This window comes from Erwinia sp. PPS120 (assembly GCF_047918655.1).
GTDB classification, from domain to species: Bacteria; Pseudomonadota; Gammaproteobacteria; order Enterobacterales; family Enterobacteriaceae; genus Erwinia; species Erwinia tasmaniensis_A.
Window position 1 is genome coordinate 129,829 of record NZ_JBLREF010000037.1, and the last position, 11,418, is coordinate 141,246.

10 protein-coding genes are annotated in these 11,418 nt (G+C 57.0%); 2 read left to right on the forward strand and 8 right to left on the reverse strand.

The window, feature by feature from the left end:
* Positions 1–41: 41 nt before the first annotated feature.
* Complete coding sequence (gene osmE, locus ACLRGG_RS17915; RefSeq protein ID WP_416251032.1) at positions 42–377, reverse strand: osmotically-inducible lipoprotein OsmE; 336 nt, start codon at positions 375–377, stop codon at positions 42–44.
* A 242-nt stretch (positions 378–619) separates the two neighbouring features.
* Between osmE and nadE the strand changes: the two genes are divergently transcribed.
* The gene (gene nadE / locus ACLRGG_RS17920; RefSeq protein WP_416251033.1) at positions 620–1,447 is read left to right on the forward strand and encodes an NAD(+) synthase; all 828 of its coding nucleotides are present in this window, start codon (positions 620–622) and stop codon (positions 1,445–1,447) included.
* A 194-nt stretch (positions 1,448–1,641) separates the two neighbouring features.
* On the forward strand, positions 1,642–2,505 hold the full coding sequence (gene cho, locus ACLRGG_RS17925; RefSeq protein WP_416251034.1) for an excinuclease Cho: 864 nt from the start codon (positions 1,642–1,644) through the stop codon (positions 2,503–2,505).
* Positions 2,506–2,604: 99 nt separating this feature from the next.
* Here the strand turns inward: cho and spy are convergent, their stop codons facing one another.
* The 7 genes from spy to ACLRGG_RS17960 all read right to left on the reverse strand — a co-directional run bounded on the left by spy (position 2,605) and on the right by ACLRGG_RS17960 (position 11,240).
* Positions 2,605–3,093: an ATP-independent periplasmic protein-refolding chaperone Spy gene (gene spy, locus ACLRGG_RS17930; RefSeq protein WP_416251035.1), complete on the reverse strand. Its 489-nt coding sequence runs from the start codon at positions 3,091–3,093 to the stop codon at positions 2,605–2,607.
* 418 nt (positions 3,094–3,511) lie between these two features.
* Positions 3,512–4,504 (reverse strand): succinylglutamate desuccinylase, encoded by a 993-nt coding sequence (gene astE, locus ACLRGG_RS17935; RefSeq protein ID WP_416251036.1) that lies wholly within the window; start codon positions 4,502–4,504, stop codon positions 3,512–3,514.
* A gap of 84 nt (positions 4,505–4,588) precedes the next feature.
* A complete protein-coding gene (locus ACLRGG_RS17940; protein ID WP_416251037.1) occupies positions 4,589–5,977 on the reverse strand; it encodes an N-succinylarginine dihydrolase in 1,389 nt (462 codons plus the stop codon).
* Positions 5,974–7,443 (reverse strand): succinylglutamate-semialdehyde dehydrogenase, encoded by a 1,470-nt coding sequence (gene astD, locus ACLRGG_RS17945; RefSeq protein WP_416251038.1) that lies wholly within the window; start codon positions 7,441–7,443, stop codon positions 5,974–5,976. The genes ACLRGG_RS17940 and astD overlap by 4 nt, the downstream gene beginning before the upstream one ends.
* A complete protein-coding gene (astA, locus tag ACLRGG_RS17950; RefSeq protein WP_416251039.1) occupies positions 7,440–8,474 on the reverse strand; it encodes an arginine N-succinyltransferase in 1,035 nt (344 codons plus the stop codon). The genes astD and astA overlap by 4 nt, the downstream gene beginning before the upstream one ends.
* Complete coding sequence (locus ACLRGG_RS17955; protein ID WP_416251040.1) at positions 8,471–9,691, reverse strand: bifunctional succinylornithine transaminase/acetylornithine transaminase; 1,221 nt, start codon at positions 9,689–9,691, stop codon at positions 8,471–8,473. The genes astA and ACLRGG_RS17955 overlap by 4 nt, the downstream gene beginning before the upstream one ends.
* A gap of 643 nt (positions 9,692–10,334) precedes the next feature.
* Complete coding sequence (locus ACLRGG_RS17960) at positions 10,335–11,240, reverse strand: bestrophin family protein (RefSeq protein WP_067703446.1); 906 nt, start codon at positions 11,238–11,240, stop codon at positions 10,335–10,337.
* Between the last annotated feature and the right edge of the window lie 178 nt (positions 11,241–11,418).

Here is an 11,418-nt window from a genome sequence, read left to right on the forward strand (position 1 = left end):
GTCACCGCGGTGACCGTTTTTTATTTTATCTCAACAGACACTTACTGCGAAACCTGCGGATCGGTGTCATATTCTTTACAGCTCTGGAAGCCGTAGTTCATTACGCGACCGGTATCGCTGTAGCTGACGAAGTAGGTCTGAAGTTTACCGTCACGCTCACCCAGCACATAGGTCTGGCAGGTGCCGCGAGCGTGGACCATGGTAATTTCGGTTGACGCCGGACCTGCGATATCACGAACCTGCTGGCGCGTCATACCCTTTTTAACGTCCTGTACCACTGGCTTGGTAACGTAACTTTCCGCGCGATCGTACGCCGAACAGCCCGATAAAACGGCTAAAACCACGGCAGCACCAATAACTCCTGCGAACTTCTTCATGTTTTTATTCCTCTTTTATTTTCCATGTGAGCTTAAGCCTGGAACAGAAATGCTGATTTATCAACTTTATGGCAAAAAAAATCGCACTTTTCCCTCTCCTTATTGTCACCGTTGCCGTGTGGCTGACAGATAAAGGAAACATCGGAATTCAATCTTGTTGTTTCACGCCAGCCGCGTTAGCTTAAACGCAACGATAGAAAACACGGCTGCCTGATTAAGGCAATGAATCTCGGGAGATACAAATGGCTTTGCAACAGGAAATAATCGAAGCACTGGGGGTCAAACCTGCTATTGATGTTCAGCAGGAGATCCGCAACAGCGTTGAGTTTCTTAAGTCCTATCTCAGAACCTATCCCTTTATCAAAACGCTGGTGCTGGGCCTGAGTGGAGGCCAGGACTCCACCCTGGCCGGTAAACTGAGTCAGACCGCCATATCGGAACTCCGTGAGGAGACAGGAAGCGCAGACTATCAGTTTATCGCCGTCCGTCTGCCTTATGGCATCCAGGCCGACGAACAGGATTGCCAGGACGCGATTGATTTCATTAAACCCGACCGCGTCCTGACGGTAAATATCAAAGAAGCGGTGCTGGCCAGTGAGAAAGCCCTGCGCGAGGCGGGCGTGACGCTGTCCGATTTTGTCCGGGGCAATGAAAAGGCCCGGGAGCGAATGAAGGCACAGTACAGCATCGCCGGGGTGACCTCGGGCGTGGTGGTGGGCACCGATCATGCCGCAGAGGCCGTCACCGGGTTTTTCACCAAATATGGCGATGGCGGCACGGATATCAATCCGCTGTTCCGACTGAATAAAGGCCAGGGTAAACAGCTGCTGAAAGCGCTGGGCTGTCCTGAGCATCTTTATCTGAAACACCCGACCGCCGACCTGGAAGATGACCGTCCGGGCCTGCAGGATGAAGTGGCGCTGGGCGTCACCTATGAGCAGATTGACCAGTACCTCGAAGGTAAAACCATTGCTGCCGATGCAGCGAAAACTATCGAAGGCTGGTATCTGAAGACGGAACATAAACGCCGCCCGCCCATCACCGTTTTTGACGATTTCTGGAAGAAATAGCCTCGCGTCAGTGAGGAGTAAACTGAAGCCAGGGCAGCAGGTCCAGGCTCTGGCTTCAGACGTTATATCAGCATAATCCTGCGCATAGCCACCGCGGTTCACCCCCTTTGTTCAGGCATAATGCACGCACAGACGCTTTTTTATCCTCCCCACCCCTGATACACTGTACAAGTAACCAGTTACCGGAGTGCAATGTGGTCAGACGTGCAGCAGCTCAACGCCTGGAATTTGAACCAGCGGCTATCTATCAGTATCCCGAACATCTTCGCCCCTTACTTGCAGGGCTACCTTCACTCCCCGGGGTCTACACCTTTCATGGCGACAGTGAAACGATGCCGCTGTATATCGGTAAAAGCATAAATATTCGTAGCCGGGTGATGTCCCATTTTCGCACGGCAGATGAAGCCAGAATGCTTCGTCAGACCCGCCACGTCAGCTTTATCCCGACTGCGGGCGAGCTGGGTGCGCTGCTGCTTGAGGCGCAGATGATTAAGGTGCAGCAGCCGCTGTTTAATAAACGGCTGCGCAAGAATCGTCAGCTCTGTTCACTGCATATCAGCCAGAACAAACCGACCGTGGTCTTTGCCAAAGAGCTGGACTTCTCGCACACGCCCGATCTCTTCGGACTCTATTCCAGCCGCCGGTCGGCGCTGGAGACGTTGCAAAAAATTGCCGATGAGCAGCACCTCTGTCTCGCGCTGTTGGGGCTGGAGAATCTGAGCCGCAACCGTGCCTGCTTTCGCGCCAGCCTGGGGCGTTGTGCCGGTGCCTGCTGCGGTAAAGAGTCACCCGAGGCGCACCATCAGCGCCTGCTGGCCGCGCTGGAGCGCGTACGCCTGCAGTGCTGGCCCTGGGAAGGTGCCGTCGGCGTGGTTGAAAAAGGGGTAAATCAGACGCAGATCCACATCGTGAATAACTGGTTTTATCTGGGATCGGTAGAGGATCTGGCGACGGCGACGGCGCTGACCTCCACGCCCAAAGGTTTTGACAGTGACGGCTATAAAATCCTCTGCAAGCCGGTAATTAGCGGGAAGTACCCGATAGTTACGTTGTACTAGCAAAAAACCGCCGACGCTGCCCACGTCCCGATAAAAGAGAGTGGGCAGCGCCGGCGGTTTCCATTTGCGAACGCTAAGTGTGGATTACACCGCTACGACTTAATCGTCAGCTGGAGGCATTTTACCTTCGTGGTGCGGTTTTTCAGCCAGACGCTTTTCAAAGTTCTGGTTGAACTGTTTTTTCTGCTCAGGCGTCAGCACGTTGTACAGTTTGTTTTGCGTTTCCATCATCTTCAGCGCACGGCCTTTGCCATCCGCCGCCATCCGGGTTGCCTGGGCTTCGGCTTTCGCCTGGTCGAAGCTGTCGGAAGCGATGATGTCATGCATTGCGCGACGCTCTTCCAGCGATGGACGCTTCATGTCTTTGTGTGCGTTGTCCATGATGGTACGCATCTGCTGCTTCTGCGCATCGGTCAGATTCAGCCCTTTAAACATTTCATGCAGTCCACCATGACGAGGGGGCTGGTGCATCATCGGCTTGTCGGCGCCGGCCGGTGGTGGGGTCAGCGTATCAGCCGCAGCGTGAACAATATTTGCGGCGCCCAGGGCCAGAGTCATGGCGATTACGGTAGAAGTGAGTTTACGCATCATTTTTATCCTTACTTTTCGGTTCTGAGGCGACAGCGTTGTCGCGATGTCGGAACTCAGTTTAGTGTGCTGAACGTCAAGTACGCTGAGCGTGAGTAAAGCCCTGAAAGCATAAAAGACAAATTAGCGCCAATCATGAAGAGAATGCGAAGACTATCGTGAGGAATTGCTAAGAAGTATGAATCTAAAGGGATTAATGTAGAAAGAATGGAGAAGTGTAATACAACCGCAAATAGCGGGAAAGGAAAAAGTAAGGGCCGCCGGGCCCTAAATCGCTCTTACAGACAGGGCTACAGGGGGAATCATACTGCTAAGCAGACCGTCGAACGCAGGAATCCATGGAGGGATTCACGCCCTGTCTGAAATGTGCATGGCGTCACCGGCACAGGTAACAAGTGGAGCGGTATTGCGCTGCTCTCTAGCGTAGCGCCTGATTATGCGCGTTATCCTCAACCAGCATCAGGCCCGCCCGCTGCCCCAGCGCAACGTCAGGATTAGGGAACATGACATATTCTCGCGCCTGCTGCACGTAGTAGCGCTTTTCGCCATCTTCTGCCAGCAGCGTTCCCTGAGGGAAGGCGGTAAAATTCAGGGTTTCACGGCTCATATGCAGCCTGAATTCATCCGTCTGGCGGGTCAGCTGCTGTGATACCCGATAGCGGCGCGGCGGTTCACCCGCCCCGGGCAGGCTGCCTCCCGTCAGTATGGCTCTTAGGGCCTGATGCGTCGCGGCGAACTGGCTGAGATCGTTGTTGCCGAAAGGGAGCGCCTTACCCAGTTCGAGCGTACAGCTGGCGGCGCCAAAGTGGCGGGAGCTGTAGTGGGTGAAGGTGCCACCCGGTGCACGATGAAATACCAGCGCTTCAAGTCCGGCGGCGGCCAGCCAGTGCAGGAAATCTTCCGGCCACGGCGTTTCGCGCATCGGCATAACGCCGAAGCGGGTATACCAGGATCCGCGGATTGCCGTATGCAGATCGAGATGCCAGCGGACCTCATCGCTGTTGCCCGCCTGCCAGAAGGTTTCCATCGCCTGCTCAAGGCGCCAGGCGCGTCGCGCCTCCATGCAGTCTTCATACTGCTGCCAGCGCCCGCCGAACAGCCGGTTCAGATCGCAGCGAAGATAGCGTTTATCCGCCCGCAGCGCAGTGGGATTACCATAGACCACCAGCAGGCGAGGAAGCAGCGGCAAATTGCCCGCCAACAGCTCACTGACCAGCGCATTGAGGATCTCAACCGGGGCCGTTTCATTGCCGTGAATGCCCGCCGAGATAACTACCGCCCGGGTAGTCGCCTGCAGCGGCGTGATTTCAAGAATACCGTCGTCGAGCCACTGCCAGTGCATAAAAGCATTGCGGCCCGCGCGGGGAGAGGGACGTTCACCGTTAAGCGTTAATGTAAGCAGGTCCAGCATGCATTCTCCTTGTTATGAATTTCTGCTCCTTTATCAGGCTCAGACGCGCGGCTCATCAGGAGACGCGCGTCGCTTCATCCGTGGTTACTGCTGAAAATTATAAACATTCCCTAAGTTTAGCACTTTTGTGAGCTCATCGAGCGCCTGACGTCCCTCTGTGAGCAGCTGTGGATCGGCCAGGTCAGCCTGGGAAAGGCGATCGCGATAGTGACGTGCCACCCAGTCGTTAAGCAAGGTAAACAGCCGGTCATTCATCATCACGGCCGGATTGACCGCGGCCGACTGCGCCTCGTTCAATACCACCCGCAGGCGCAGGCAGGCGGGCCCACCGCCGTTAAACATACTTTCGCGCAGATCAAAGACCTTCAGCTCATCCACCGGGCCCCCGCTCTCCACCAGCTCGCTCAGATAGCGCCAGACGCCCGCATGCTGTCGGGCCTCTTCCGGCAGCACCAGCAGCATTTTGCCGTCAGCCTTACTCAGCAGCTGGCTGTTAAACAGATAGGTGGAGACCGCATCGGCCACGCTCACTGCGTCTTCCGGCACGACCACCGGCGTAAACCCAGGCACTTTTTCTTTCAGTTCGTCCAGCAGTCGGGGCTGATTGAGAAAAGCCCGCTGATGGCAAAAAAGCACCTGCTGGTTACTGACGGCGATTACATCGTTATGAAATACCCCTTTATCAATAACCTCGGGATCCTGCTGAGCAAAGAGAGTCCGCCGGGCATCCAGCTGATGGAGCCTTGCCACGGCTTCGCTGGCCTCACGCGTCTGACGGGCGGGATAGCGGGGGGGGGGGGGGGGGGGGAAAAACACACCACCCCCGACGCCGGGACACGCGCCACAGCCCCCTCCCCCCCCCCCCCCCCTCCCCTCCTCGCGGCCATAGACAAAGAGCTGTACGCCGGGTTCGCCATACCCAGCGCTGAAACGGTTGTGGTTAGCGGCGCCTTCATCGCCAAACATCCCCACCTGCGGAAGCGCATCATGAACGGTAAAGTGCGCAGGATCTCGAAAAATAGCCCGCAGCAGCGCCGCCGTGGTGGGTGCCTCCATCGCCCGATGGAACTTGTTATTGAGGTTGGCTACCGTCAGATGCACGCGCCCGTCGGCGCTGTCCGCCGAAGGGGAGACAGTGGCAGCATTGGCTACCCACATCGCTGACGCCGAACTGGCTGCCGAAAGCAGTGCCGGCGCCTGCGACGCTGCCTTCGCGATGACCTGCGCATCACTGCCGCTAAAGCCTAACTGACGCAGTGCAGCGACGTTAGGCCGCTCATGAGGCGGAATCACCCCCTGCGCAAAGCCCATATCCGCCAGCGCCTTCATTTTTAACAGGCCCTGCTGGGCAGCCAGTCGCGGATTTGACACCTGGTGCTGATGACGGGTAGAGGCTTCATTGCCAAACGACAGCCCGGCATAGTGGTGCGTCAGCCCTGGTAATCCGTCAAAGTTAACCTCGCACGTGCTCATTGCGGCTCCTCATCAGAGGTGAAATCCAGGCCCGGAGAGAGCTGGGCGGGTAAGGTCAGGCTGTCCGACTCCAGCGAGGCCATCGGCCAGGCACAGTAGTCAGCGGCATAAAACGCACTGGCGCGGTGATTACCGGAAGCGCCAATGCCGCCAAACGGCGCGCTGCTGGCTGCCCCTGTCAGGGGCTTATTCCAGTTAACGATCCCGGCGCGGGCTTCAATTAGCAGACGATCAAACAGGTCACGCTGCGGGGAGATCAGGCCGCATGAAAGACCATAGCGGGTGTTATTCGCCAGACGGATCGCCTGATCGAAATCGTCATAGCGGATCACTGACAGCAGCGGGCCAAAAACCTCTTCATCCGGCACGTTTTTTAACGAGGTGATGTCAATGATGCCCGGCGTCAGGAGCGCACTGCTGCGATCGGGCCAGCGCATCGGCAGCAAAACCTTACCCCCTGCATCTACCCGCGTTTGCCATTCACCATAAATGCGCTCCGCGGCCTGAAGAGAAATTACGCTGCCCATAAAGGGCTGGGGTTCGTCATCCCAGCGGCCGGTCTGGATGCGCCCTGAGACTTCAACTAATCGCGTCAGAAAGGCGTCACCCTGCGCACCGCGCTTAACCAGCATGCGGCGAGCACAGGTGCAGCGCTGCCCGGCAGTAATAAAGGCCGACTGGATAGCAATATGCACGGCGGCATCAATATCCTCCGGGTCCTCGACAATAAGGGCATTATTCCCCCCCATTTCCAGCGCCAGCATTTTATCCGGCTGCCCGGCAAACTGGCGATGAAGCTGGAAACCGGTCGCGGCGCTGCCGGTAAACAACAGGCCGTCTGGCTGCGGATCCTGCGCCAGCGCCTGACCAGTATCCCGGCCGCCCTGCACCATATTTATCACCCCGTCAGGCAGCCCGGCACTTATCCACAGACGGACGGTTTTTTCTGCGGTGACAGGTGTCAGTTCACTCGGCTTGAAGACCACCGTATTCCCGGCCAGCAGGGCGGGCACAATATGGCCATTTGGCAGATGCCCCGGGAAATTATAGGGACCGAATACGGCCATCACGCCGTGCGGCCGGTGACGTAACGCACTTTCGCCGAAGCGGGTTTCCCCGGTGCGCGCGTGCCAGGCCTTCACGGAAATCGCCACCTTATTGATCATCGCCTGTACTTCAGTACGGGCTTCCCAGCGGGGCTTACCGGTTTCCTGCGCAATCGCTGTAGCCAGATCCTCGCGGTGCTTTTCCAGCAGCGCGGCAAACTTCTCCGCAATGGCCTGCCGCTCAATAAACGGCCGCCGCGCCCAGCCCACAAATGCTGCGCGGGCCGCCTCGCAGGCGGAGGAGACCTGGCCTTTGCTTGCCGCCTGGCCCTGCCACAGCGTCTCACCGCTGACCGGGTCGGTTTTAGTGAATTTTTCTGCGGCCCCGGTCAGCCATTGTCCATTAATGTAGTGCGTCATGCTTTTTTCTCCTCAGGGCTTAGGGTAACTACGCGCAGACTGTCGCCCGGCTGGCAGCGCAGGGCTTCTGCCTGCTCGGGGCTGAGAGTGATGCTTTCCTGGCGGGGATCGGCGTTCACCAGGATCGCCCGGAATTCCTGATAAAGATCGTTACCGACCAGGCACAGGGGCAGAGATTCACTGCCCTCTTCCCCCACTTCGACCCTCTGTCGATGGCTTTTACGAATCGCCCGGACGCGGTCAATATCGCACTCCAGCGTCGGGCCTCCGTCAAAAATGTCAACGTAGTCGTTATAGCGGAAACCCTCCGATTCCAGCACGGCGCGGGCGGGGGCGGTTTGCGGATGAGTCTGGCCAATCACGCTTTGCGCCTCTGGCGACAGATAATCCAGATAAAGCGGGTGCTTCGGCATCAGCTCGGCGATAAACGCCTTCTGACCGGTGCCGCACAGATAATCCGCTTCGCTGAAGGACATGGAGAAAAAGCGGCTGCCTACGCTCTCCCAGAACGGCGAGTGGCCGTGTTCATCAATTACGCCGCGCATTTCAGCCACCACTTTTTGCATAAAGCGATCGCGAAAGGCGGCCATAAACAGAAAGCGCGATTTCGACAGCAGATAGCCGTTTTTGCCATTGCGGTAATCAGGATCGAGGAACAGCGTACAGAGTTCGCTGCTGCCGGTGTGATCGTTGCTGAGCGACAGCGTCGGCAGCGAGTTGTAAACATTTAACTCGCGGGAGGCATGTACCTGGGTACCTACGCGAAAGTTATACCAGGGATCCTGCAACCCGACGGCCACTTCGATCGCACAAATACCCACGGCCCTGCCGCTTTCGCTCTCCTCCAGCACAAAGACATACCCCTGTTCGGCGCGCGGCAGCTCACCCTGCCAGGTCAGCAGCGATCGATCGATACGTGCCGCCAGGGTGGCGCTGTCGGCAGGCAGTGATGTCAGGCCGCCGCCCGTTTTGCCCGCCAGCAGCAGCAGTTGCGCGAGATCGTCATGCTCAACCGGGCGAATAAGCATCATGACTGGGCTCCTGCAATTACCGCGAGACAGGCTTTTTCAAAGCGAGCCAGCCCCTCTTTTACTTCGCCTTCGCTGATAATCAGCGAAGGCGCAAAGCGGACGACGCTGGCACCAGCAATTAATACCATTAGCCCCTCGCGTGCGGCAGCCTGGTTGAACGCTTTTGCCTGGCCGCTGTGATCCTGATTCAGCACGCAGCCGAGAAGCAGCCCAAGGCCGCGAATTTCGCTGAACAGATGCAACCGCTGATTGATCTCATTCAGCCCTTCAGCAAACCAGCGATGGCGCTCGGCAACGCCTGCCATCACCTCCGGACGGTTAATCAGCTCCATCACTTTGCCGCCCACAGCCCCGGCCAGCGGGTTACCGCCATAGGTGGTACCGTGCGTACCAACGCCCAGCACGCGGGCATACTTTTCCGTGGTGAGCATCGCGCCCATAGGAAAACCGCCACCCAGCGCCTTCGCGGTGGTCAGCACGTCTGGCGTCACGCCGTAATGCATATAGGCGTAAAGCGAACCGGTACGGCCAACGCCGCTCTGGACTTCATCAAAAATCAACAGGGCCTGATGCGTGTCGCAAAGTTCACGCAGCCCCTGTAGAAAAGCCGGCTCGGCAGGCACCACGCCGCCTTCGCCCTGAATGGGTTCAACGATCACCGCGCAGGTTGCGTCGTCGATCATTGCTGCCGCAGAGGCCAGGTCATTAAAGACCGCGTGGCGGATGCCGCCGGGCAGCGGGGCAAAGTCTTTTGAATAAGCCGGCTGGCCCCCGGCGGTGACGGTAAACAGCGTACGGCCATGAAAGGCATTACTGAAGGCAACGATGCCACTCTTCTCTTCGCCCACGGCGTCATGAGCCACCTTACGGGCCAGCTTGAGCGCCGCCTCATTCGCTTCGGCCCCGGAATTACAGAAGAACACGCGCTCGGCGAAGGTTGCGTCAATAAGCTTTTTCGCCAGCTTCAGCACCGGTTCATTAGTGTAGCCGTTGCCGGTATGCCACAGCTGCGCCGCCTGCTGTACCAGCGCCTGCTGTAGTTCGGGATGCGCATGGCCCAGCGCGTTAACGGCAATGCCGCCCGCAAAATCAATATACGACTTCCCCTGCTGATCCCACAGCGTTGAGCCCGATGCACGTACGGGAATAAAGCCGGCAGGGGCATAGGTAGGAACAATCCATTGGTCAAAGTTTGCGCGGGTAACTTCTGATTGCATGACGGCCTCTGTTTTCAGCGCCCACCGAAAGGTGAACTAAAGGTTTAATTTATGTTAATAAAATGATTCATCACAGCTTCACTGTAATTTGCACAGTTCATGCCAGCCAGCGAATAAATTGCATAAATCACTTTACCTGACACAATATCAATAAGTTACCGGCCATCATTATTCACTAATAATGCATAAAAAGTGAATAAAACTACGACAGGCGCAGGTTTGCCGAATAAAAAAGAGAGGATTTATGCATTCATAAAATAAAATATCGCTTTTGTGATCGGGGCAGAGATTGGCGCCTTCAATTCAGGGAGTTATGCACCTGTTTGACGCGTATTGCACTGTTTGGAGGCACGAGCGGGTCGCAGGCATGAGCATGGTCTCAGGCGCGTGCATGGTTTCATGCATGAGCATGGTCTCAGGCATGAGGTGGATCGCAGGCGTGAGAGGGGTCGGGGCTGTGAAAATGATTGCAGCCGCGAGAATGATTAGGGGCGTGAAAAGGGTCTACTCCGGCCTGAGATCAGCAATAGTGCGCATCAGGCCAGGGCTTTAAACATTGGCGCTAGTCAGCCCTGGTCCTGGCTTTGGTCCTGGCTTTGGCTTTGGCTCTGGCTAAGGCTAAGGCTCAGGTTCAGGTTCAGGCTCAGGTCAGACGATAGTGCGCGTCGGGGACGGGCGTAGCCGGCAGGTCGCGCTGGTTATTCATCTCCAGCAGGTTGATTTCGATATTGGTGCACAAGGCGTCCATCGGCAGGTGATTATTGGCGTAGCCAAAGGGCATCTCCAGCTCTTCGGCCAGCGTATCCAGCGAGAGAAAGCTGTAAGCGATAAACACGGATACCAGCGGCGTCATATAGTGCAGATCCGGCACCAGCGCAAACGGCAGCAGCGTACAGAAAAGGTAAACCGTGCGATGCAGTAGCAGACCGTAGGCAAACGGCAGCGGCATGCTGGCCAGCCGCTCGCAGCCACCCAGTACCTGAGAAAGCTGGTGGATGCTGTTATCCAGCTGGGCAAAGACAATATCGGATACCGCACCGCTGCGGCGCAGATCGCCCAGCCACTGGGAAATTTTCATTTCGATAGCGTTAGTCGGCGCACGGCGGCGCAGGACGTCTTCGGCCTCATCCCCGAGATAGCGCTGCAAATCCTCCCGTGGATCGGTCCGTCGCAGCTGGTGTTTCAGGCTGTAGCAAAATGCCATCAGCAGCGCGGTGACCCGCGTGGCATCCGCCGGTGAAATCGCATGCACCTGGCGCAGCAGGGTTCTGCTGGCAATCAGCAGGCCACCCCAGAGCTGACGGGCTTCGGTGAGACGCGCATAGCAGACGCTGTTGCGAAAGCCCAGGAAGATGGCGATGGAGACCCCCAGCAGGCTGAACGGTGCCAGGGTCAGCTTAACCCCCAGCGTCTCGTACCAGTCGAGGCAGAATATCGCCACAATCGACATCAGGAGATTAAGGGCAAGTCGGAACAGAATGCCGGGCAGCACGGAACCGTGCCAGGAGAACAGACGGACAAACCAGTGACGCGATGGGCGAAGGATCATAGTAATCGGCTGCGTGGTGTTTTTTGAAATTCTGGCAAATTACCCTGACTATTCACAGCGTTTTTTTGTGATTTTACTCACATTTTTAGCCTCAGCAATCTTGACAGCATCTCTCACACAGGCTTCTCCCACGCCAGACAATCAGGCGGCATCTCACCGCCAGGCCCCTCATATCGAA

Coding starts and splice junctions, on each gene's coding strand:
- ACLRGG_RS17960 (WP_067703446.1), bottom strand. CDS start 11,240: ATGATCCTTCGCCCATCGCGTCACTGGTTTGTCCGTCTGTTCTCCTGG.
- ACLRGG_RS17940 (WP_416251037.1), bottom strand. CDS start 5,977: ATGAGCACGTGCGAGGTTAACTTTGACGGATTACCAGGGCTGACGCAC.
- spy (WP_416251035.1), bottom strand. CDS start 3,093: ATGCGTAAACTCACTTCTACCGTAATCGCCATGACTCTGGCCCTGGGC.
- osmE (WP_416251032.1), bottom strand. CDS start 377: ATGAAGAAGTTCGCAGGAGTTATTGGTGCTGCCGTGGTTTTAGCCGTT.
- astE (WP_416251036.1), bottom strand. CDS start 4,504: ATGCTGGACCTGCTTACATTAACGCTTAACGGTGAACGTCCCTCTCCC.
- ACLRGG_RS17955 (WP_416251040.1), bottom strand. CDS start 9,691: ATGCAATCAGAAGTTACCCGCGCAAACTTTGACCAATGGATTGTTCCT.
- nadE (WP_416251033.1), top strand. CDS start 620: ATGGCTTTGCAACAGGAAATAATCGAAGCACTGGGGGTCAAACCTGCT.
- astA (WP_416251039.1), bottom strand. CDS start 8,474: ATGATGCTTATTCGCCCGGTTGAGCATGACGATCTCGCGCAACTGCTG.
- astD (WP_416251038.1), bottom strand. CDS start 7,443: ATGACGCACTACATTAATGGACAATGGCTGACCGGGGCCGCAGAAAAA.